General features: G+C 71.8%; 18 protein-coding genes, 1 pseudogene and 1 riboswitch. Of the genes and pseudogenes, 14 read left to right on the top strand and 5 right to left on the bottom strand.

All coding sequences use genetic code 11. The features are described 5' to 3' along the window. Positions 1-87 precede the first annotated feature (87 nt). The gene (locus OHA17_RS03580; protein ID WP_406503952.1) at positions 88-741 is read right to left on the bottom strand and encodes an SRPBCC family protein; all 654 of its coding nucleotides are present in this window, start codon (positions 739-741) and stop codon (positions 88-90) included. A gap of 254 nt (positions 742-995) precedes the next feature. Between OHA17_RS03580 and OHA17_RS03575 the strand changes: the two genes are divergently transcribed. Continuing rightward, entirely contained in the window at positions 996-1661 is a 666-nt protein-coding gene (locus OHA17_RS03575) for a TetR/AcrR family transcriptional regulator (RefSeq protein WP_406503950.1), read from the top strand. A 12-nt stretch (positions 1662-1673) separates the two neighbouring features. Here the strand turns inward: OHA17_RS03575 and OHA17_RS03570 are convergent. Continuing rightward, positions 1674-2591, bottom strand: a pseudogene (locus OHA17_RS03570) (LysR substrate-binding domain-containing protein). A 134-nt stretch (positions 2592-2725) separates the two neighbouring features. Between OHA17_RS03570 and OHA17_RS03565 the strand changes: the two are divergent. The 11 genes from OHA17_RS03565 to OHA17_RS03515 all read left to right on the top strand — a co-directional run bounded on the left by OHA17_RS03565 (position 2726) and on the right by OHA17_RS03515 (position 16087). Then, a complete protein-coding gene (locus OHA17_RS03565; RefSeq protein WP_406503948.1) occupies positions 2726-3859 on the top strand; it encodes a diaminopropionate ammonia-lyase in 1134 nt (377 codons plus the stop codon). A 225-nt stretch (positions 3860-4084) separates the two neighbouring features. Continuing rightward, the gene (locus OHA17_RS03560; protein WP_406503946.1) at positions 4085-5293 is read left to right on the top strand and encodes an ROK family protein; all 1209 of its coding nucleotides are present in this window, start codon (positions 4085-4087) and stop codon (positions 5291-5293) included. 54 nt (positions 5294-5347) lie between these two features. Next, a complete protein-coding gene (locus OHA17_RS03555; RefSeq protein WP_406503944.1) occupies positions 5348-5506 on the top strand; it encodes a hypothetical protein in 159 nt (52 codons plus the stop codon). Positions 5507-5770: 264 nt separating this feature from the next. Then, entirely contained in the window at positions 5771-6844 is a 1074-nt protein-coding gene (locus tag OHA17_RS03550) for an ABC transporter substrate-binding protein (RefSeq protein WP_406503942.1), read from the top strand. A 5-nt stretch (positions 6845-6849) separates the two neighbouring features. Beyond that, positions 6850-7698 carry an ABC transporter permease gene (locus OHA17_RS03545; protein ID WP_406503941.1) on the top strand — a complete coding sequence of 283 codons (849 nt, stop codon included), beginning with the start codon at positions 6850-6852 and terminating at the stop codon, positions 7696-7698. Further along, positions 7674-8486, top strand: a complete 813-nt coding sequence (locus OHA17_RS03540; protein WP_406503939.1) for an ABC transporter ATP-binding protein — start codon at positions 7674-7676, stop codon at positions 8484-8486. Before OHA17_RS03545 ends, OHA17_RS03540 begins: the two co-directional genes overlap by 25 nt. Continuing rightward, positions 8483-9829: an LLM class flavin-dependent oxidoreductase gene (locus tag OHA17_RS03535; protein WP_406503937.1), complete on the top strand. Its 1347-nt coding sequence runs from the start codon at positions 8483-8485 to the stop codon at positions 9827-9829. The genes OHA17_RS03540 and OHA17_RS03535 overlap by 4 nt, the downstream gene beginning before the upstream one ends. Before the next feature lie 12 nt (positions 9830-9841). Next, on the top strand, positions 9842-10738 hold the full coding sequence (locus tag OHA17_RS03530; RefSeq protein ID WP_406503935.1) for a TauD/TfdA dioxygenase family protein: 897 nt from the start codon (positions 9842-9844) through the stop codon (positions 10736-10738). Between the two features lie 185 nt (positions 10739-10923). Further along, entirely contained in the window at positions 10924-11250 is a 327-nt protein-coding gene (locus tag OHA17_RS03525) for a CU044_2847 family protein (protein WP_234392136.1), read from the top strand. Continuing rightward, on the top strand, positions 11247-15518 hold the full coding sequence (locus OHA17_RS03520) for a trypsin-like peptidase domain-containing protein (protein ID WP_406503932.1): 4272 nt from the start codon (positions 11247-11249) through the stop codon (positions 15516-15518). The genes OHA17_RS03525 and OHA17_RS03520 overlap by 4 nt, the downstream gene beginning before the upstream one ends. Positions 15519-15562: 44 nt before the next feature. Beyond that, entirely contained in the window at positions 15563-16087 is a 525-nt protein-coding gene (locus tag OHA17_RS03515) for a hypothetical protein (protein ID WP_406503930.1), read from the top strand. A 44-nt stretch (positions 16088-16131) separates the two neighbouring features. Here the strand turns inward: OHA17_RS03515 and metE are convergent, their stop codons facing one another. Both metE and OHA17_RS03505 read right to left on the bottom strand, forming a co-directional pair. After that, positions 16132-18453 (bottom strand): 5-methyltetrahydropteroyltriglutamate--homocysteine S-methyltransferase, encoded by a 2322-nt coding sequence (metE, locus tag OHA17_RS03510; RefSeq protein ID WP_406503928.1) that lies wholly within the window; start codon positions 18451-18453, stop codon positions 16132-16134. Between the two features lie 150 nt (positions 18454-18603). Continuing rightward, positions 18604-18824: riboswitch (cobalamin riboswitch) on the bottom strand. 91 nt (positions 18825-18915) lie between these two features. Continuing rightward, positions 18916-20319, bottom strand: coding sequence for a S41 family peptidase (locus OHA17_RS03505; RefSeq protein WP_406503926.1), 1404 nt, complete (start codon positions 20317-20319; stop codon positions 18916-18918). Between the two features lie 186 nt (positions 20320-20505). On the opposite strand from OHA17_RS03505, the gene OHA17_RS03500 reads away from it, so the two are divergent. Then, entirely contained in the window at positions 20506-21048 is a 543-nt protein-coding gene (locus tag OHA17_RS03500; protein WP_406503924.1) for an FABP family protein, read from the top strand. Between the two features lie 27 nt (positions 21049-21075). Here the strand turns inward: OHA17_RS03500 and OHA17_RS03495 are convergent, their stop codons facing one another. After that, positions 21076-21288 carry a hypothetical protein gene (locus OHA17_RS03495; RefSeq protein WP_406503922.1) on the bottom strand — a complete coding sequence of 71 codons (213 nt, stop codon included), beginning with the start codon at positions 21286-21288 and terminating at the stop codon, positions 21076-21078. 246 nt (positions 21289-21534) lie between these two features. Here OHA17_RS03495 and OHA17_RS03490 point away from each other — a divergent pair, with 246 nt between their 5' ends. Continuing rightward, the gene (locus OHA17_RS03490; protein WP_406503920.1) at positions 21535-21837 is read left to right on the top strand and encodes a hypothetical protein; all 303 of its coding nucleotides are present in this window, start codon (positions 21535-21537) and stop codon (positions 21835-21837) included. Positions 21838-22034 lie beyond the last annotated feature (197 nt).

Genomic DNA, 22034 nt, shown 5'->3' with positions numbered 1-22034 from the left:
CGGGACGATCGGCCACCCTTTCCGGGCACGAGCCAGAACTCCCGTTCAGGCACGCGAGGAGGGCGACGGCCCGGCCGGGCGCGGCAATCAGCGCGACCGGCCCGCTTCCGCGGCGGACTTCAGGTCGCGCAGCCACCCCTCAAGGCCATCGCTGAGGATCTTGGTCGCGGCGGGGACGGTTGCGTCGACCTGGGGACCGGTGTGGGTCTCCTCGGTGCGCACGAGGACGCCGCCCCTGACCTTCGTGAAGTTCCATACGTGCACGCCGTCTATGTGCAGACCTTCACCGATCGCGGGGCCGGTCCAGCGGATGCACGAGTTGTGCTTGATCTGCCGGACGGTCGAGGTGATGTCCAGGCTGGTGGCGGGAGTCGAGGGGTTGGGCGGTACCGGGGTCGTCCACAGGAACGCCGAGCCCTTGCGGAAGGGGCCCTGGTCGAGCCGTTCCGAGGTCTTGACCACGGCTTGCCAGGACGGCCAGCGCTCCACGTCGGTCTGCAGCTTCCAAATGGTGCTCAGCGGCGCGTGGATCACGGTCTCGGTCCGGTAGCGGACGCGGGCATTCGGGTCGACGCCCTCCCCGCGGCAGGTGAGCGACGTGCCGGGGTGAGGGGCGGCCCCGGCGGGCGCCGCCGACATGGTGCCGAGGACGGCGACGGCGAGTGGGACGGTGACCAGGGCGGTATGGAGGCTGGTGCTGCGGACGCGGCGGTTCGACGACGTTGCTTCTGAAGCTGACATGACGTTCCCCTTTGAGTGCGAGTTGGTGCGAGTTGGTGCGAGTGGCCATGCGTGCGGATCGGTGCGGGTGGGCGGCGGACGTACAGGCTGGACGTGCCCGCCACCTCGTGGGCTTTAGATGGTTTGCCGTTTGCTAGATGCTCTAACGCCTGAAGTTCTAACACCCAGCAGCGCTAGCCGTCAATAACCTTCGTGATAGCCTCTAACTAAATCTGGCGGCTGTAGCCGCGACCGTACGGAGAGGTGGCAGGCCAGTGGCGGAGTCGGGTGCCAAGACGCCGCGCGAGCGTTATCGCGCGCAGGTCCGGGGAGAGATCAAGCAGCACGCGTGGGAGCAGATCGCCACAGCGGGGGCGTCCGCGCTGTCCCTCAACGCGATCGCCAAGCAGATGGGGCTGAGCGGGCCCGCGCTCTACCGGTACTTCGCCGGGCGCGACGAACTGATCACCGAGCTCGTCCGGGACGCGTACCGGAGCCTCGCCGACACCCTCCGCGCGGCCACTGAGGCCTCCAAGTCCGGCCCCGACATCGCCATCCTGGCGAACGCGCTGCGCGACTGGGCCCTGGAGGATCCCAACCGCTACTTCCTCGTCTACGGCACGCCCGTCCCCGGCTACCACGCGCCCGATGACATCACCGGCATCGCCGACGAGATCATGAGGATGCTGCTCGACGCGTGCGTGGCGCTGCCCCTGGACGGCCCCGCGTCACCGTTCGCCGCACACCTCGCGGAGCACCGGCAGTGGGCGGAGGGTCACCCCGCTCCGCCCGCCGCACTCCGCCGAGCCCTGGCCTTCTGGACGAGGCTGCACGGCGTGCTGTCCCTGGAAGCCGCGGGCCACTTCACCGGGATGGGCTTCGACCCCGGGCGACTCTTCGCCGCCGAACTGGACGACCTGCGAGCCCCCGACCAGGCGTGAACTCCCTTGCTGTCACGCCTTGTTGGAGGGCGGGTCCACCGCCCGGAGGAGGGCGCTTCGGCAGGCCTGGATCGCGGGGTGGCGGCTGCTTCCGCGGCGTACGACGGTGAAGACGCGCCGGGTGCGCCGGCCGCGGGGGAGTTGGCGCAGCGGGACCGTCGGGCGCCGCCCGTTCCACACGAGGTCGGGCAGGAACGCCGCGGCGTGTTCCTGCTCGACCAGGCGCAGGTGGAGCAGGAGGTCGGGGGTCTCGAACCGTACGTCGGGCTCGAAGCCGGCGTCGCGGCACATGGTCATGGCCCAGTGCCGCGCGGTCGTGCCCTCGGGCTCCATGACCCAGGGGTGGTCGGCGAGGGCGCGCAGCGCCGCCGACGGAGTCCCGGTGCCCGGCATGTCGGCCTTCGGCAGGGCGAGGCGGAGGAGGTCGTCAAGGAGGTCCTCCGCTTCGAGTTCGGCGGGGCGCGGGTTGGGGTCGCCGGGGTATTACTCGGTGAGGACCAGGTCGAAGTCCCGGGCCTGAAGGGCGGGCAGGGCGCTCTCCGGCTCCATGTGCGTGACATGGACGCGCAGGTGCGGATGCGCGTCACGCAGCAGGCTGAGCGCGGTCGGCACCAGAGCCAGGGCGGCCGTCTGGAACGAGGCGATGCGCAACGTGCCGGTCAGGTCGGTCAGGGAGGTGGCGATGTCCGCTTCCGCGCGCTCCAGGCGTTCGAGCACCGCTTCGGTGTGGGCGACGAGGATCTCGGCCTGCTCGGTCAGCCGCACTCGCCGCCCGACCGGTTCGAGGAGTGGGACGCCGACCTCGGCCTCCAGTTGCGAGAGCTGCTGGGAGACGGAGGAGGGGGCATAGGACAGGGCCGCGGCGACGGCCGCGAGCGTGCCACGGTGCTTGAGTTCGCGCAGCAGGCGCAGTCGGTGCAGATCGAACATCGCCGGTCCGCTCTCCTCGCCGTCGTGGGCCTTCGTCTCGACAGCTCCCCATGGCCCAAGGTCGGATTTTTCGATGAGTATAGGTCGGAAGCATTCGCTGGACCGATGGGACGGCGCCGCCGCATCCTGGTCGGGTGCCAGACAACGCTTCCACCTTCCGTACCCTGCCGTGGTCCGCGCGGCCCGGCGCCCGTAACTGGCGGTGTGAGCCCGCTCCCACCGACGTACGGGATTTCCACGCCTCGCTGCCCGACTACGCGCCAACCCCGCTGGCCGAACTCCCCTTGCTGGCAGGGGAGTTGGGAGTCGCGCGTGTCTTCGTCAAGGACGAGTCGTGCCGGCTGGGCCTTCCCGCCTTCAAGGCGCTGGGGGCGTCCTGGGCGGTCCACCGCATCCTCGCCGACCGGGCGGCGAGCGGCGAGGGTGCGGGCCCGGTCACGCTGGTGACCGCCACCGACGGCAACCACGGCCGCGCGGTGGCCCGCATGGCCCGCCTGCTCGGGCAGCGCGCCCATGTCTTCGTGCCGCAGGGGGTGCATCCGCAGGCGGCATCCGCCATCGCCGCCGAGCAGGCGCAGGTCACCCGGGTCGCGGGGCCGTACGACGAGGCCGTACGGCTGGCGGCCGAGGCGAGCGCGGCGGCGGACTCCGTCCTCGTCCAGGACACGGCCTGGCCGGGCTACGAGCGGATCCCGGGGTGGATCGTCGAGGGCTACTCCACCCTCTGCGCCGAGATCGACGAGCAGTTGACGGCCGCCGGAGCCGCCGCGGGGCCCGGCCTCGTAGCCGTGCCGGTGGGGGTGGGGTCGCTGGCCCAGGCCGTGGTCACCCACTACCGCAGCCGTCCCTCCGGGCGCGCCCCCGCGCTGCTTTCGGTGGAACCGGAGGCCGCGGCCTGCGTCCTGGAAAGCCTCCCGCTCGGTGCGCCCGTCAGCATCACCACCGGCGTCACCACCATGGCCGGACTGAACTGCGGCACCCCCTCCAGCATCGCCTGGCCCTACCTGCGCGACGGCCTGGACGCAGCCGTCGCCATCACCGACTCCGACGCCGCGCACGCGGCCGCCCGCCTCGCGGACCTCGGCGTCTCCTCGGGCCCCTGTGGCGCCGCGGCGCTCGCCGGACTGCGGGCGGTGCTCACCGGTGTGGGCGCCGACGAACGCCGTACGATGCTGGGGCTCGACCCGTCCTCGGTGGTCGTGCTGCTCAGCACGGAGGGCCCGGCCGCCAACCCGCACTCCACGCCCGGCCCCGGGACATCCTGCTGACGGCGAGAGGGCCGTCCGTACCGTGGGCGGCACCTGGGCAGCCGTCGGCCGGTTTGCTAGCTTCGAGCCATGGTCGCCCAGGCTGAGAACTTCGCGTCGCGTCGCTATGTCGACCTGCGACGCCAGGGCGCGGCCACCTGTCGCCCCAGCTGAGGCGGCCCGAGCGAGTCCGGACCGCCGACCACGAGACGGCGCGGTGTCGGACCAGCTCCCGAGGAAGTACCCATGTCCCTTTCAACAGCACCCCCAGCTGCCCGGCGGGCAGCGGACAGTGCGCGGCGCAGAACAAGCGCCAGCGTCGTCCTGCGGTCCGTCCTTGAGCACGGTCCCGTCGCCCGGAGCACCATCGCCCGACTGACCGGCCTCTCGCCGGCATCGGTGACCGACCACTGCGCCCGGTTGGGCGCGCTCGGCCTGATCCGGGAGGCCGCCGCGCCCCGGCAGTCGAACGGGGCCGGGCGCCCGCACATACCGGTCGATCTGGACGCCTCCCGGTTCGTGGTCGGCGGGGTGCACGTGGCCGTGCCGTACACCACCGTCGCGCTGCTAGACCTGCGCGGGCAGGTGGTCGTCGAGCGGCGCCTCGGTCACGGCGACGGCACCGAGCCGGGGCGGGTTCTCGCGAACGCCGCCGACGGGCTCGGCGCGCTCCTCGCGGAGGCCGGCGACCGCACGCCGCTGGGCATCGGGGTCGCCGCCGGGGGCTGGGTGGACCGCGACTCGGGCACCATCGTCGAGCACGGGCTCCTCGGCTGGCGCGACGTGGCCGTGCGCGAGGCCATCGGCGCGCACACCGGCCTGCCGGTCCAAGTGGACGGACACGCAAGGGCGTTGGTCAACGGTGAGCGACTGTTCGGGCGGGTGCGGGGGAGCCGGAGCGTGCTGCACCTCTTCGTCGGCAATGTGGTGGACGCCGCCTTCGCCACCCACGACGAGGTGCACCACGGCCCCCGCTCGCAGGCCGGGGCGATCGCCCATCTGCCGCTGGGCGGTACGGAGCCGTGCGACTGCGGCCGGACCGGGTGCCTCCAAGTCGAGTTGAGCGAACGGACGTTGTGCCGCCGGGCGCGCGAGGCGGGTGTCATCGGCACGATGAACCCGATGCACGTGGTGCGCGCCGCCGCCGACGGAGATCCGGTCGCGGCACGACTCCTCGTGGAGCGGGCCAGGATGGTCGGGCGGGCGGCCCGGTTGCTGCTCGACGTACTCAACCCGGAGACGGTCGTCATCACCGAGGCCGGGGTGTTGTACCGGGACGACTGCCTCGATGCGTTGCGCGAGGCGGTGGGGGAGGAGCGTGCGGCGCTGGTCGTCCCCAGCAGCTTCCCGGACTCCGTCCTTGCCGTGGCGGGCGGGTCCGTCGCTCTCGACGTGCTCTACCGCGATCCGCTGAGTGCGTCGGCGATATCGGGTGCGTCGGCGGGGCCGAATTAATTCAGAAACTCCGAATGTTGACACGGGTCGCGCCGTGCCGCGAACATTCTGGGCATGAGCAGCGCGCAGGAATTCTCCCCAGTGACCATCGAGTCGCGGCAGGTCCGCGACTCGATGATCACCGGCGTCGCGCAGGCACCCTCGCGGCAGGTTCCGCTGATCAAGTGCCGCTTCATCGACCTGATGCGGATCGGCCGCACCCTTTGTTGCTGATGTGACGCGGCGGCCCGGCGGGTTGGTACGACGACGAAGCGACGCATTGTTGCGGGCACGTTGACGCAATAGCGCAGTCGAGCCCGCCTTGCCCCCCGGTAGCTCTACCGGGCCAGCCCTACGGCGCCTTCGGCGTGCGCTGAATTCCGCGCGCACTTCTCCTCCCGGCTTTCCTGACTTCGCCGTGCCCATATTCCGCAATGGCGCACGAATTCCACCCTGCTGTGTCCTTCTGAGTTCCCCTTGACTTCACGGAGTCCCTCCATGCCACCAGTGTCCCCAGCCGTGCCCGGTGTCGACCGGCGGCTGTTCCTGTCCTCCCTGCTGGGCGTCGCCGCCGCTGCCGGACTCAGCGGCTGTGCGGGTGCCAGCGCGGCCGACTCCAAGGTCAAGGGGTCCACGTCCGCCCCGCTGGCCGCCTCTGTGCCCTCCGGCACGAGCCTGAAGATCGCCTCGTACCAGGGTGTCCAACAGCTCCAGTTCAAGCTGGCGGGCCTGACCGACCTGCCCTTCACCGTGTCGGACTGGGTGAACACCGGCGCCGGTCCCGATGTCATCAACGCCTTCCGCGCCAAGTCCCTGGACGTCGCCAACAACGCGGGCATCCCGCCGATCCAGGCGCACTTCCAGGGGTACGACGCGAAGATCGTGGCGATCGACATCACCCGCAAGCCGAGTTACGTCTTCGCCACCAAGCCCGGCAGCGACATCAGGGACGTCCAGCGCTTCAAGGGAAAGAAGCTGGCCTTCTCGCAGGGGCAGGCGCAGGGCGTCGTCCTGCTGCGGGCCCTGAAGCAGGCCGGGTTGACGCATGACGACGTACACCTCGTTCCGCTGACGAGCAATCAGTTCTTCACCGCGCTCCAGGCGGGCCAGGTCGACATCGCCCCGCTCGCCAACAGTCAGGCCCCGGCCTACCTCAAGCAGTATGGGCCCAAGGGTGCGCACACCATCCCGACCGACGTCGTGGACCTCCTCAACCTGCTGTGGGCTCCCACCTCCGTCCTCGCCGACCCCGCGAAGGCCGCCGCGGTCGCCGCGTACGTCCCCCGCTGGGCGAAGGGCCAGGTGTGGGCGTACGAGCACCCGGACGCCTGGAACGAGGAGTTCTACGTCAAGACCCAGAACCTCACCACCGCGCAGGCCCAGTCGATCACCAAGCTCGCCAACAAGCCGTTGTTTCCGCCCAGTTGGGACGAGGCGGCGAAGTGGGAGCAGGAGACCGCGGACCTGCTGGCCGAGGGCGGCTTCGTGAAGAGGTTCAAGGTCGACTCGCTCTTCGACCGGCGCTTCGAGGGTCTCGCGGCCAAGGCCGTCCCGGCCGAGTACCAGAGGTGACGGCCATGACCACCACCGCCGCGACACCCGTGGTGTCGACACCCGCCGAGCAAGCCCCACCGCGCCCTCGCGCCCGGCGCCGCGCCCTCGCGCCCGGCAAGAGGCTGCCCGCTTCCCGGCTCATCGGCCCGGGTCTCGTCCTCGCCCTGTGGGCGGCCGCGTCCGCCGCCGGTCAACTGGACCCCGCCGCGATCCCGGCCCCGTGGACGGTGCTGCGTACCGCCGGTCAACTGTGGAGCGACGGAACGCTGTCCACCGATGTGCTCACCTCGCTCGAACGCGCCGGATACGGGTTCGCACTCGGGCTGACCGCCGGCGTGGTCCTCGCGCTCGCGGCCGGGCTCAGCCGGGTCGGCGAGGCGCTGATCGACGGAACCGTCCAGCTCAACCGGGCGATCCCGACCCTCGGTCTGATCCCGCTGTTCATCCTCTGGCTCGGCATCGGCGAGACCTTCAAGATCGCGATCATCGCCATCGTCGTCTACATCCCTATCTACCTGAACCTGCACGCCGCGCTGTCCGGCATCGACCACCGCTTCGTCGAACTCGCCGAAGTCCAGAGCCTGTCCAGGGTCCGCTTCGTCCGGCAGATCGTCATCCCCGGCGCGCTGCCCGGCTTCTTCGTGGGCCTGCGGCTCGGCGTGACCGGCTCCTGGCTCTCCCTGGTCGTCCTGGAACAGATCAACGCCACCAGCGGACTCGGCTACCTGATGTTCCAGGCCCAGAACTACGGCCGCACCGACATCATCCTCGTCGGCCTGCTGATCTACGGCGTCTTCGGTCTCGTCTCCGACAGCGCGGTCCGCATCGTCGAACGGAGGGTGCTGTCGTGGCGACGCACGCTGAGCAACTGACCACGGTCGAGGAAGCCCCTGCGGTCCGCCTCGCGGGACTGACCCGCTCCTTCGACGGCCGTACGGTCCTCGACCACATCGACCTCGACCTCCCGGCCGGCCAGTTCACCGCGCTGCTCGGGCACAGCGGCTCCGGCAAGAGCACGCTGCTTCGCGCCATCGCCGGGCTCGACCACCAGGTCACCGGCAGCGGTCAACTGGCCGCCCCCGAGCGCGTGTCCGTGGTCTTCCAGGACTCCCGGCTGCTGCCCTGGCGCCGCGTCCTCGACAACGTACTGCTCGGGACGGACGGCAAGGAGGCCGCCGAACGCGGGCGCGCCGCCCTCGCCGAAGTGGGGCTCGCGGGGCGCGAGCGGGCGTGGCCCAACGAGCTGTCCGGCGGCGAGGCACAGCGCGCCGCGCTGGCCCGCTCCCTGGTCCGTGAGCCCGAACTCCTCCTCGCCGACGAGCCGTTCGGCGCCCTGGACGCACTGACCCGGATCCGCATGCACGCACTCCTGCGCGAGCTGTGGCAGCGCCACCGGCCCTCCGTCCTGCTCGTCACGCACGACGTGGACGAGGCGATCGTCCTCGCCGACCGGGTCCTCGTGCTCGACCGGGGCCGCATCGGCCTCGACCTGACCATCGAGCGCCCGCACCCGCGCTCGTACCGCGACCCGCTCCATGGGGGCCCCTCCCTGTTCGAGCGAAGTCGAGAACTTGGGGGAGAGCACAGGGAACGGCTGCTCACCGCCCTCGGCGTAACAGCACACCAAGAGCACGCACAACATCAGGAGGACCACCAGTGACCCGGCGCCAACTCCACCTCAACGCCTTCCTCATGAGCACCGGGCATCACGAGGCGTCGTGGCGGCTGCCCGAGAGCGACCCGTACGCGAGCGTCGACCTCGACCACTTCCGCGAGCTCGCCCGCATCGCCGAACGCGGCACCTTCGACTCGCTCTTCCTCGCCGACGGCCCCGTCCTCTTCAGCAACGTGGGCCAGCGCCCGGCCGGGGTGCTCGAACCGCTCACCCTGCTCACCGCCCTTGCGGTGGCCACCGAGCACATCGGGCTCATCGCCACCGCCTCCACCTCGTACAACTCGCCCTACAACCTGGCCCGCCGGTTCGCCTCCCTCGACCACATCAGCGGCGGCCGGGCGGGCTGGAACATCGTCACCACGGCAGGCGCCGAGGCCGCCCGCAACTTCGGGCTCGACGACGAACCCACTCACGCCACTCGGTACGAGCGGGCCGCCGAGTTCCTGGACGTGGCGCTCAAGCTCTGGGACAGCTGGGAGGACGACCTGGTCGTCGCCGACAAGGCGCAAGGCGTCTGGGGCGACGAGCGCAAGGTCCACCCGCCGCGCCACAAAGGCACGTACTTCAGCGTCGAGGGCGCGCTCAACGTCCCCCGCAGCCCCCAGGGTTACCCGCTGCTCGTGCAGGCGGGCTCCTCGCAGGACGGCAAGCACTTCGCGGCCCGGTACGCGGAGGCCGTCTTCACCGCGCAGCAGACGCTGGGGGACGCGCAGGCCTTCTACACCGACCTCAAGACCCGGGCGCGTGCGGCCGGCCGGGACCCCGACCACCTCAAGATCCTGCCCGGCATCGTGCCGGTCATCGGCTCCACCGAGGCCGAGGCACGTGCGCACGAGCGGGTCCTGGAGGAGCACATCGTCCACGAGCACGGCCTCCACCGGCTCGAACGCCTGCTGAACCTGGAGCCGGGCGTTCTCGAACTCGACGCCCCGCTGCCCGCCGATCTGCCGCCGGAGAGCCACATCGAGGGGGCCAAGAGCCGCTACACCCTCGTCGTGGAACTCGCTCGGCGCGAGCGGCTCACCGTCCGCGAACTCATCGGCCGCCTCGGCGGCGGGCGCGGCCACCTCACCTTCGCCGGTACGCCCGAGCAGGTGGCCGACGCGATCGAGAACTGGTTCAGCCTGGGCGCCGCCGACGGCTTCAACATCATGCCCGCCGTCCTGCCCTCCGGCCTCGGCCTCTTCGTCGACCACGTCGTGCCGATCCTGCGCGCCCGCGGCCTGTTCCGCACGGAGTACGGCCCGCGAGGCACCCTGCGCGACCGTTACGGCCTCCCGCGCCCCGCCAACCAGCACACCACCTCCCCGACCCTCACCCGAGTCTGAAAGGACCCCACCATGTCCGGCATAGAGATCCGCAAGGTCACCGCGCACATCGGCGCCCAGGTGTCCGGCGTCGACATCGCCAGGCCGCTCGACCCGGAGAGCGTCGCCGCCCTGCGCGCCGCCCTCAACGAGCACAAGGCGCTGGTCTTCGAGGACATCGACCTGGACGACGAGGGCCAGCAGGCCTTCGCTCGCCACTTCGGCGACCTGACCACCGCCCACCCCACCGTGCCCGCCGTCGACGACGCGCCCAACGTGCTGCCCGTGGACAGCGAGCGCGGCCGCGCCAACCACTGGCACACCGACGTCACCTTCGTCCTCAACCCACCGCAGGCCAGCACCCTGCGCAGCATCACCGTCCCGCCGTACGGGGGCGAGACCCTGATCGCCAACTCGGCGTCCGCGTACCGGAGCCTGCCGGAACCGCTGCGACTGCTCGCCGACACGCTGTGGGCCGAGCACACCAACGACTACGACTATGCGGTGCCGGACGAGGAGGTCGACGAGGACAAGGCCGAGCAGCGCGCCCAGTTCACCTCCATCAACTTCCGGACCGCCCACCCGGTCGTCCGCGTCCACCCGCTGACCGGTGAACGCGGCCTGTTCATCGGCGGGTTCGCCCAGCGGATCGTCGGCCTGTCGGTGGCCGAGTCCCGCAAGATCCTCGATCTGCTCCAGGCGTACGTGACCCGGCCGGAGAACGTCCTGCGGTGGCGCTGGTCCCCGAACCAGCTCGTCCTGTTCGACAACCGGATCACCCAGCACTACGCCATCGACAACTACAACGGCCTGCCGCGCCGCCTGCACCGCGTGACCGTCGCCGGTGACCTACCGGTCGGCATCGAGGGCAAGGAGAGCTACTCGATCGCGGGGGACGCCTCGCACTACACCTCGGTCGCGGACGCATAGGGGCGCCGCGCGCAGGGGGTGGCTTCCCCGCCCGGCTCGGCCGGAGGGGCCACCCCCTGCGTTCACGCTCGCACGGCCGACACGCCGAGGCGGGCCGACCGGTTGACAGTACAGCGACAGATCTTCTCAACTAGGCTCTGATGTGCCGAGTTTGACGAAACGTCAGCCACCAGAGAGGTCGTCGCGTGTATCTGAGTGTGCCCTTCGAGAATGGCGAGTCGGTCGTCGTCGAACTGTCCGACGACCAGGGTTCCGGAGTCGTGCGGGCGAGCCGCGGCGAGGGCCTGATCGCGTCTTCCGTGGACACCTTCGAGGCGGGCCTGACGCGCATCCGGCACGTCGCCGAGGCGGTGGTGAACCGCCTGACGGACCTGCCCAGGAGCCCCGACCGCATCCGCGCGGAGTTCGGGATCAAGGTCACGGCCGAGGCGGGGCTCGTCGTGGCCAAGGGGTCCGGGGACGCGCACATCACACTGGAACTGGAGTGGAGTCGCCACCAGGGCGACGAATGACGTCGCCAGGAGCGCCGAGCACCCAGGCCTGGGAGCGGGGGACGGCGCGGGTCCTGCACGACGGGCTCCCGGTCGGCGCCGCGTTCCTCATCCCCGGCCGGCTGCTGCTCACCTGCGCCCATGTCGTCTCGGCCATCGCCGGCCTCCCGGACGACCAGCCGCTGCCCGCGCGCTTCGAGGTGACCGTCGACTTTCCCCTCCTGGCAGGGCGCCCGAAAGTGTCGGCCACGGTGCACTTCAGCGTGCCGGTGGCCGCCGACAACAGCGGTGACGTGGCCGTGCTGAGGCTGGCCGGCCCGCCCCCGGCGGACGCCGTGGCGATGCGCATCCTGGAGGCGGACGACCTGGCCGGGCACCGCTGGCGGGCGTTCGGGTTCCCGACATACCCGGGGTCGAACGGAAGCAAGGACGCCGGGATCTGGACCCGTGGCACCGTCGAGGGCCGCGAAGGGACCGGCTGGTGGCAGCTGACGTTCGACGAGGGGGTGGGCTTCCCGCTGGCCGGCGGCTTCAGCGGGGCGCCGGTGTGGGACGAGGAGTACCAGGGCGTCATCGGGGTCGTCGTCGCGGTGGAGGGAGACCAGCGGCGCCGTACCGGCTATGCGCTGACCGTGGAGTCGCTCGCGCGGGAGTGGCCGCAACTGCGCTCGCGGTTGATCAGCGGCAGTCCGTTCCGCGAACTGTGGCCGTTCACCGAGCAGGACGGTGCGGTGTTCCACGGGCGCGCCAACGAGACGCGCCGGCTGCTCGAACTGGTCGCCGAGCAACAGGTTCCGGTACTGCCGGTGTTCGGTGCCTCCGGTGTCGGCAAGTCCTCGCTGATCGGTGCCGGTCTGCTGGCCCGGGCCGACCCCGGCACCTACCTCGTCGCCCGGGTGCCGCACGGGTTGCGGCTGACCGCCGAGGAACTGCTGGCCTGGGCACTGGCGTCCGCCGGTGACGAGGACACGCGCAAGGCGGACTGGCACGACCGGTGGTCCGCCCTGTCCCGTCAGCTCCGGGACGAGGGCGGGCTGCGCACCGCGCTCGAACAGACCCTGGCCCGCCACGGCGGGAGGCGCAGACTCCTGCTGGTGGCCGACCAGTTCGAGACGCTGCTGGTGGACGCGCCGGAAACGGCTCGTCGGCTCGACACGATGATGGGCGCCCTGACCTCGCGCCGCGCCGACGGCAGCCGGCCGGCCCAGGCGGTGGTCGTCACCCGCATCGATTTCCTGCCGCACGTCGAGCGGCTCCCCGTGCTGCGGGCGGCTTGGGAGACGACCCATGTCGTGGTGCCGCCGATGACGCGCGAGCAGCTGCGCGAGACCATCGCGCGCCCGCTGGAGGGGCACCCCGGCATCCGGTTCGCCGACGGTCTGGTCGAGCAGCTGGTACGCGACACCCCGAGCGGTGCGGCCGCGCTGCCGATGCTGGAGTACACCCTCAGCCAGCTGTGGGCGCGGCAGGAGCGTGGGTTCCTCACCACCAGGGCCTACCAGGAGCTCGGCGGGGTGCAAGGCGCACTGGTCGGCAACGCGGAGCGCACCCTGTGGGAGTGGGCGGACGACACCGAGCACGAGGCACTGGAACGCATCTTCATTCAACTGGTCCGCCCTGGTGAGCGGTTGGACGCCGGGGAACGCGGCCCCGACCTGCGCAGGGTCGCCGACCGAGACCAGTTCTCCGAACGCGACTGGTCGCTGATCCACCGCCTGGCCAGCACCCGGCTCGTCGTCGTGACCCGCCGCCCGACGGGCCTCGACACCGCCGAACTCGCCCACCAGGCCCTGGTGGAGAGCTGGCCTCGGCTCCGTGACTGGATCGAGCACAACCGTGACTTCCGCCGCTGGCAGGAGGAGCTCCGACGCACTCTGCGGACCTGGCAGGAGCAGGGCCGCCCGTCCGAACTCACCCTCGACCAGCGCCGGATCGACGAGGCACAGCGGTGGCTCGGCACCCGGGCACCGGAAATCCCCGCCGAGGAAGCGGAGTTCGTACAGCACAGCCAACACCTGCGCGCCCGCGACCGGCGGCGGCGCACCATCCGGTACGTGGCTCTCTGCCTGGCGCTGATCGCCGCCTCGCTCGCCGCTGTCGTCGCGGTACAGCAGCACCGCGACAGCGCCGCCAACCGGCGCACCAACCTCTCGCACCGGCTCGACACCGAGGCTGCCGTGCTGGATGCCTCCCAACCAGGCCTCGCCAAGCAACTGCGCATCGCCGCATACCAGTTGGCGCCGACCCGGGACACCATCGACGCCCTGTCGGCAGGCCTGCCGCTGCCCGGCACCATCACCGCGCCCGGCGTCACCGCCGTGAGCTCGGGCGGGGGACTGCTCGCCCTTGCCCAGGGCAGGACGGTTCGGCTGTGGAGCCTCGCCGGTCATGCCGACGAGGCCGCCCTGACGGTGGACGGTGCCGCCACGGCCGTCGCGCTCGCCGCCGACGGGCGTCTCCTCGCGATCGGCTCGGGCAACGGGACCGTACAGCTGTGGGACACGGCGCAACCGGCCCACCCCCGGCGGCTCGCCGACCTCGTCGCTGGGCAAGGTCCGGTCCGTGCCCTGGCCCTGGGCGGCCAGGTGCTGGCCGCGGCGGGCCGGGACCGGAGCGTCCGGAGCTGGCAGCTCACCGACCCCGCGCACCCGCGGAACCTCCCGCCGCTCGACGGCAGCACCGCACAGGTCGCGGGCCTGGCCGTCAGCTCCGACGGGCTTGAGGTGGCCGGGGCGGGCCTGGATCACGGTGTGCGGCTGTGGGATCTCAAGGACCCCGAACACCCGCGACTCCTCACGCGGTTGACCCTGTCGGCACCGGCACGCGCGGTCGCGTTCGCCCCGGCCGGGCACGCCCTCTCGGCCACCGGCGACGACGGCGCCGTACACCTGTGGGACATCACCGACCCGCACAGCCCGCCCTCGCCGGTTGTTCTTCCCGGAGAACGAGGCCCCCTGACCGCGGTGGCGTTCAGCCCGGACGGGAAGACACTCGCGGCCACGGTGCCTGCCCCCGAACCGGCCGGCACCCTGCTGTGGGACGTCTCCGACCCGGCGCACCCGGTGGCGCGGCCCGCCCTGAACGGCGGCAGCGCCGCCCTGGCCTTCACCGCCGACGGGCGAACTCTGGCCACGTTGGACCAGGCACATCACGCCATTCGGGCACCCGGCGACGAGGTCGAACTCTGGGACGTGCGCGGCGGACAGGCGCGCCCGGCCCTGGCCACCGTCCCCGAACCCGCCCGGTCCATCGGGACGCCGGGCATCGCACTGGCTCCGGACGGTCGGCTGCTCGCCACGAGTTCGGCGGACCGGGTCGAGATCTGGGACCTCAGCACCCCTCAGGAGCCACGGCTCACCGCCCACCTGACGGGTGGGGGAGCCGGCGTGGCGATCAGCGGCCGGGTGCTCGCGGTCGGCGCGAGCGGCGGCGTGTCGCTCTGGGACCTCACCGACCCCCGGCGGCCGACCGAACTCGGCTCGGTCCAGCTGAGGCAGGACGACTCCAACGAGCCGACCACCCTGGACTTCAGCCCCGACGGCCGGATGCTCACCGCCGACTTCGCTTCCGACGGCCGGCTGCGCCTCCTCGGCGTGGCTGATCGGGCCCACCCGTCCCTGCTGGCCACCCTGCCCAGCAACGGCCGGGGCGTCGTGAGCTGGAGCTTCGGGCCGGACGGCAGGGTGCTGTCCGGCAGCGAAGGCGCCACCCTGGACACCAGCGACTTCCGTAGCGCGCTCTGGGATCTCAGCGATCCGGCCCACCCGAAGCCCGCGACCCCGGCGATGACCCGCATCGGCTCGGTCACCGCGACCGCGCTGTCACCTCGCCGGGCCCTGCTCGCCACGTCCGGCATCGACGGCGTCCTCACCGTGTGGGACGTCGGACAGCTCGGCGCACCGAAGCCGCTGGGCACCGCACCCCCCACCGCCGGCCCGCTGCGGGCCCTGCGCTTCAGCCCGGACGGGACGGCCCTGGCCGGCCTTGACGACACCGGCGGGATCCACCTCTGGGACGTATCCGCCTCCGGCCGTCCCGCGGCGACCGCCGACTTCGCCCCGATGACGAACGACCTCGGGAACAGACTCGCCCTCACCGACCCGCTCCCTGGCGGCGGCCGACTCGTCCTCAGCGAGGGGGCCCCGGGGGCGATCGCGATCCGGGACACCGACCCCGAACGCCTCGTCCAACGGCTCTGTTCCGCCACGGGCGATCCGATCAGCAGCTCCCAGTGGCAGCAGTACGTGCAGGAGACCGACTACGCCGCGCCGTGCCGCCCACCGCGATAGCGCCTCCCGGCGCGCTCACACCCCCACCCGCGAAGGAGTCCCCCGTGGTCCCGCTTCCGCCCCGCAACTCCGCCCTGTCCCGACGCTTCGGCCTCATCCTTGGGGCGGTGACGGCGTTCGTCCTGACGACCGCCTGCTCGGGCAGCAGCGGACACCCCCACGCCTCGGCCGATCCGGCTCCCACCCGGCCGTCCGCCACTACAGCGCCCCCGGCGAAGCCGGTCGACGTGTCCTCGTTCGTCGGCCACTGGATCGGCCACGGCAACTGGCTCCAGGTGAATGCCGACGGTTCGTTCGAGATCGGCAAGCGCCTGTACGTCACCTGCGATCAGGCCGCCCCGCCGTGCGACACAGTGGTCAATGGCCAGATCACCGACGGGGGGCACGCCACAGGGCGGCTCACCGGCGTCGACGGAACCGCGGCCACCGGGAGCGTCGCCGAATCCAACGATCTCGGCTGGCTCAAGCCCGGACCGCTCACCATGACACTGAACCCCGGCACCGACAGCATCGCCACCGCGGGCACCAACTACTGTGGCCCCGACGCCCCGAGCCACGTGTGCTACTGAGACGGTGGCGGGGGCACCGACGATCCGGTGCCCCCGCCCCTTCCTCAGTGCGCGTCGGGCAACTGCCGCCGGGCCTCGCGCGCGGCAGCCGTCATGCGTTCAAGGGCCGGGCGGACCTCGGCCCAACCGCGGGTCTTCAGGCCGCAGTCGGGGTTGATCCACAGCCGTTCGGCCGGTACGGAGCGCAGGGCCCGGGTGATGAGGTGTGCGGTCTCGTCCTGGGACGGGACGCGGGGGGAGTGGATGTCGTAGACCCCCGGACCGACCTCGCGCGGATAGCCCGCCGCGGCCAGCTCGTCCGCGACCTGCATGTGGGAGCGGGCCGCCTCCAGGCTGATCACATCCGCGTCCAGATCGTCGATGGCGGCGAGGATCTCCCCGAACTCGGCGTAGCACATGTGGGTGTGGATCTGGGTGTCCGGCCGCACCCCGCTGGTCGTCAGCCGGAACGCCTCCGTGGCCCAGGCCAGGTACGCACGATGGTCGGCAGCTCGCAGCGGCAGGGTCTCGCGCAGCGCCGGCTCGTCGACCTGAATGACCGAACTGCCGTATGTCTCAAGGTCGTTGACCTCGTCACGCAGAGCGAGGGCGACCTGGCGGGCGGTGTCGGCGAGCGGCTGGTCGTCGCGCACGAAGGACCAGGCGAGCATGGTGACGGGCCCGGTGAGCATGCCCTTGACCGGGCGGTCGGTGAGCGACTGGGCGTACGTCGTCCAGCGGACCGTCATCGGCTCGGGGCGGGAGATGTCGCCGGCCAGGACCGGCGGGCGCACATAGCGGGTGCCGTACGACTGGACCCAGCCGTGCTGGGTGGCGAGGTACCCGGTGAGCTGCTCGGCGAAGTACTGGACCATGTCGTTGCGTTCGGGCTCGCCGTGCACCAGGACGTCGATGCCGGTCTTCTCCTGGAAGGAGACCACCTCGCGGATCTCGGCCTCGATGCGCTCCTCGTACGCGGCCGTGCCGATCCGCCCGGCCCGCAAGTCGGCGCGGGCGGTGCGGAGTTCGCCGGTCTGCGGGAACGAGCCGATCGTCGTCGTGGGCAGCGGCGGCAGGCGCAGGTGGGCGCGCTGGGCGGCGGACCGTTCGGAGTACGGCTGGGTACGCCGGGCGTCTGCCTCGGTGACGGCGGAGGTCCGGGCGCGTACGGCCGGATCGCGGGTGATGGCCGAACCGGCGCGGGAGGCCAAGTCGGCCCGGTTCGCGGCCAGTTCGGCCGTGATCGCGCCGGTGCCGCCGGACAGGCCGCGGGCCAGTGTCACGACCTCGGCCGTCTTCTGGCGGGCGAAGGCGAGCCAGCGCGCGATCTGCGGCTCGATGCCGCGTTCGGCGGCCGCGTCCAGCGGGACGTGCAGCAGCGAGCAGGAGGCGGCCACGTCCACACGATCGGCGAGACCGAGCAGCGTGGCCAGCGTGGTGAGCGACTTCTCCAGGTCGTTGATCCACACGTTGCGCCCGTCCACGACCCCGGCGACGAGCCGCTTGCCGGGCAGGCCGCCGACCGCGGCGAGCTCGTCGAGGTTGGCGGCCGCGGGACCGGTGAAGTCCAGGGCGAGCCCGTCGACCGGCGCCTTGGCGAGGACCGGCAGGGCCTCGCCGAGCCGGTCGAAGTAGGAGGCGACCAGGAGCTTCGGGCGGTCGGTGAGTGAGCCGAGCTCGCGGTAGGCGCGGGCGACGGCGTTCAGTTCGGCGGGAGTGCGGTCCTGGACGAGCGCGGGCTCGTCCAGCTGCACCCACTGGGCTCCGGCCGCCCGCAGATCGGCCAGCACCCGCGCGTACACCGGGAGCAGTCGGTCGAGCAGGGTCAGCGGTTCGAAGTCGGCGGCCACGCCGGGCGCGGGCTTGGCGAGCAGCAGGTAGGTCACCGGTCCCACGAGCACGGGACGCGCGGCGAGCCCGAGCGCGAGGGCCTCAGTCAGCTCACCGACCTGCTTGGAGGAGTCGGCGCCGAAGACGGTGTCCGGCCCCAACTCCGGTACCAAATAATGGTAGTTGGTGTCGAACCACTTGGTCATTTCCAGCGGCGCCACGTCCTGGGTGCCGCGCGCCATGGCGAAGTAGCCGTCCAGGGCGTCGGCCGCGACGGCCTCGCGGTGGCGGTCGGGGACGGCCCCCACCATGACGCTGGTGTCCAGGACGTGGTCGTAGTACGAGAAGTCACCGGTCGGCACCTCGTGGACGCCCGCCTCGGCGAGCTGCCGCCAGGTGGCCGCCCGCAGTTCGGCGGCGGTGCGCCGGAGTTCGGGCGCGCCGACACGGCCCTTCCAGTAGCCCTCGATCGCCTTCTTGAGTTCCCGGTTGGGGCCTTGGCGGGGGTAGCCGTACACGGTGGCGTGTGCTGCCGCGGTTGCGGGCTTGGTCGTCACGAGACTCTCCTTCGCGAGCTCTTCGGTGGAGCGGACCCCGGAACGGGACGAAGGCGCGAAGGGACGACGGACCGGGGCCGCGGTGTGTGCCGCTGCCGCTGGTGCGTACGCCGACCCGCCCACGAGGTCACCGGGATCTCCGTGCGCGAACGGTCGCACACGGGCAGTGGCAGGTCTTCGGACTCGCGGGCACGCCTCGTGCTCTTTGAGGCATCTACTGGCCGTCGCTTCCCAGGCCCGGCCGGGCCCAGTGCGTATGACGGCGGTCGTTCCCGCTCACCGCTGCGGGGCAGTCCCGGATTCCCACCGGGTTCCCTCTTACGACGCATCCCGCCTGGCGGACGGGGCGAACCAGCTGCGTTCGCACCCTATGCGCTCGACCGGCGACCCGGAAACCACGTTTCCGTATACCGGACGGTGAGCTGCGGCACGCGGCGCCCCACCACGGCAACGGGGAGGGCTTCAATTGCCGCGGGAGAGCACCCGGCGGGCCAGCGTCAGTGCCGAGTCCCGCCCGTGGCTGAGGTCGTCCTCGGTGAAGACGGGGGTGCGCAACCGGGGCGGGATGCCCGGGCCGTCGAAGGAGCGGCCGTCCTGATCGAGGTACTTCTCGTTGGGCAGGATGACCGCCCAGTCCTTCGACAGGGGGCGGAACATGACGTCCGAGAAGACGCCCTGGGTGTTCTCGCCGATCCGCGTCACCTCGGGGTCACGGCCCATCAGTGCCTGCGTGAACGTCTCCGCCGCGCTGACGGAACTGCCGCTCGTGAGCAGGGCGACCGGCCCGGTCCAGCGCGGGGCCGTGGCGGGGTGCACCACGATCGGCTGGGGGCGGGTGAAGCGGACCGGGTCGTCGGGGTCGTTGCGGGCCACCTTGCGGTACGCCGTGTACGCGCGGTCGGTGAGCCGCGAGGCGATCCGCAGGCCGAGCGCGTCGGAGCCGCCTCCGTTGAGCCGAACGTCGATCACGAGGCCGCCCAGTGGATCGGATCCTGCGGCGGCACCGGGCGTGAGCAACGCGTCCAGAGCGCGGTCGAGTTCGGCGACTTGTCGCTGGAAGTCGTCCCCGTCGACGTACCCGTCGAAGGAATCGATCCTCAAGTAGCCAATGTGGTGCGGCAGTTGACCCACCACGAGCTTGCCCTGGGCGAACGTCCGTGCCGGGGCGACGAGTTGGTGGGTGACGGCGTCTGCCGCGCGCGCTCGCAGGTTCGGCGTCGGCACCCTGGTGCCGGGCCGCAGACCGAAGTAGACGGTCCTGCCCCCGTGGACGAGGCCCGTGTGGGCGTCGTTCAGCGGGCGGATCATGTCGGTGAGGATCTGCTGGAGGCGCGCGTCGGTGGTGGTCGGTGTGACGAGCGGGCGGTATCGGTCCCTGGCTGCCCGCCAGTCGATGCCCTTGGCGGCGAAGAAGGGGTAGTTCTCCGCGAAGGTGGCCCAGAACCGGTCGAACACGGCGAGCGGCCCCTCCTCGGCGGGCTTCCCGCACGGTTGCGGCAGCGCGGGCAGCCGTTCCAGATGACGTACGCCGGCCGCGTCGTCCGGCGCGAGGACCGCGTGCCCCCGCCCCTCCGGCGTGAGGGTCATCGAACCGACCGAGCCCTCGCCGAAGCGGGTCGCTCCGCCCGGGCCCGGACTGCCGACCTGCTCGGCCGTGACGGCACCCGGCAGGCAGCTGACGCGGGTGGTGTCGTACGTCGTGAGCTTCCCGCTCGCGATCGTCACCACAGTGCCGTAGCCGTCCATGCGCCACACCCCGTCGAGGGCCCCCGGCCCGGCGGCGGGCGCCGCCCCGGCCGCGCCGACGGTCAATGCCAGAGCCATCCCGATCGCCGCCGCTCGGGCGACCGTCCGTACGCGCACCATGTGAGCCCTTCCCCGTCGCTCGCCGACCGCACTCGACGATAGCGCCGGGCCCTTGGCCCGACATCCACCACACGGGCCGACCAGGCCCTACCTGAGCAGGAGCGACGGGCGGTGGAGCGGGACCTGCGGAGGATCGACCCCCTAGGCTTCCGTCTGGCATCGGCCCCGACCTCAGGAGCGCACATCGTGTTCGACCCCGCACCGGACTACCCCTACCCCGACGGCCACCGGCCCGACGAGGCGCCTGCCCCGCACGCCCTGCTCGCGCCCGTGACCGGCCTGCTGGGCACCTGGTTCGGCCGGGGCGAGGGCGGATATCCGACGATCACCGGGGACTTCGCGTACGCGCAGGAGGTCACCTTCAGCCACGACGGCCGGCCCTTCCTGCGGTACGAGGCCCGGGCCTGGCTGCTCGACGAGGACGGCGCGCCCCTGCGTCCCTCGGCGCGCGAGAGCGGCTGGTGGCGGCTCCAGGCCGACGGGCGGGTGGAGGCCCTGATCACCCAGCCCACCGGCATCGCGGAGATCGCGGTCGGCGCCGCTGACGGCAAGACGGTCGACCTCTCCACCAACGACGTGGCCCTCACGCCCACCGCGAAGGAGGTCAATGCGACCCGCCGCCGCTACGAGCTGACCGACGACGACACGCTGACGTTCACCCATGACCTCGCGGCGGTCGGCCAGCCCCTGCAACACCACCTGTCGGCGGTCCTGCGCCGCAGGGGCTGAGCCCTCACCTTCGAAGAAGCCGATGGGCTAACAGGGGGTCGAAGCGCCGTGCTGGCGGGTGATGTTGTCGTTCGACATCCAGCCCGCGGTGCTGGAGCCCTCGACGCGGACGTACGTCCACTTGTTGCCGTGGGCGTTGGTCACGTAGCAGTGGTACCAGACCTTCGTACCGGACTTGGCCAGCGAGACGGCCGGGCAGGTCTGGTACGGGCCGGTCTCCAGGTGGTAGTCCCCGGCCATGTAGCCGTAGGAGCCCGGGGCCGGGTCCTTGTGGTGCCGCCCGCGCCGGATTCCCGCCCGGCGCCACCGGGCTCACCTGTGGACCCCGGCGTCCCAGCGCTTCCTGCTCGACTTGGCCGCGGCCGGCGGCTACCAGGACTGCGACGCGGCCGGCATCAAGCTCTACCCCCCCAGCACGACGGGGACACCCCCGAGAGCCTGGTCGCCCTCGCCGGCCTGATCGACCGCACCTTCCACGGTGCCGGTGTGCACCCGGTGCTGTGGAACACGGGCAGCGCCTACCGCGCCGCCACCGACCGGCCGCTGGACGCCGCGCGGTCCATCGCCTACGCCGTCCGCTTCTATCTGATCGGCATGTACGTGCGCTATGCCCGCACGTACTTCTACAACTGGGGCGGCACCAAGGTGCCGTTGGTGCTTCAGGCCGCCGGCGGGCCCTCACCGAGGCGGCCCGCGCGGTCGCCACCATCCTTGACGCACCAGCCGGGATCGACTTGGAAGGCGTCCCAGTCCACGGTCCACGGGGTGTGCCTGTGCGGCGCGAGGTAGTAGGTCTGCTCCTTCACCTTGCCGGACGTACAGGTCGGACGAGTGGCCGTCCACGAGCCCGTGATGTCGCCCCCTCGGCACCAGTTGCGGTAGGCGACCGCATGGTACGAGCTGTCGTTCGCCGTCCTGGAACAGCCCGCGCCCGTACACGAGGACCCCGCGTGCGCGGAGGGCGCGAACCGGGCCGCGGCGGCGAA

The organism is Streptomyces sp. NBC_00212, assembly GCF_045206365.1.
Classification (GTDB): Bacteria; Actinomycetota; Actinomycetes; order Streptomycetales; family Streptomycetaceae; genus Streptomyces.
The sequence above is the reverse complement of the archived record's forward strand: the minus strand, read 5'-3'. Positions and strand labels throughout refer to the sequence as shown.

Excerpts from the sequence above, each read along its gene's own strand:
- OHA17_RS03580 (WP_406503952.1), bottom strand. The coding sequence starts at position 741 with ATGTCAGCTTCAGAAGCAACGTCGTCGAACCGCCGCGTCCGCAGCACC.
- OHA17_RS03560 (WP_406503946.1), top strand. The coding sequence starts at position 4,085 with ATGTCCCTTTCAACAGCACCCCCAGCTGCCCGGCGGGCAGCGGACAGT.
- OHA17_RS03555 (WP_406503944.1), top strand. The coding sequence starts at position 5,348 with ATGAGCAGCGCGCAGGAATTCTCCCCAGTGACCATCGAGTCGCGGCAG.
- OHA17_RS03550 (WP_406503942.1), top strand. The coding sequence starts at position 5,771 with ATGCCACCAGTGTCCCCAGCCGTGCCCGGTGTCGACCGGCGGCTGTTC.
- OHA17_RS03545 (WP_406503941.1), top strand. The coding sequence starts at position 6,850 with ATGACCACCACCGCCGCGACACCCGTGGTGTCGACACCCGCCGAGCAA.
- OHA17_RS03530 (WP_406503935.1), top strand. The coding sequence starts at position 9,842 with ATGTCCGGCATAGAGATCCGCAAGGTCACCGCGCACATCGGCGCCCAG.
- OHA17_RS03520 (WP_406503932.1), top strand. The coding sequence starts at position 11,247 with ATGACGTCGCCAGGAGCGCCGAGCACCCAGGCCTGGGAGCGGGGGACG.
- OHA17_RS03505 (WP_406503926.1), bottom strand. The coding sequence starts at position 20,319 with ATGGTGCGCGTACGGACGGTCGCCCGAGCGGCGGCGATCGGGATGGCT.
- OHA17_RS03495 (WP_406503922.1), bottom strand. The coding sequence starts at position 21,288 with ATGGCCGGGGACTACCACCTGGAGACCGGCCCGTACCAGACCTGCCCG.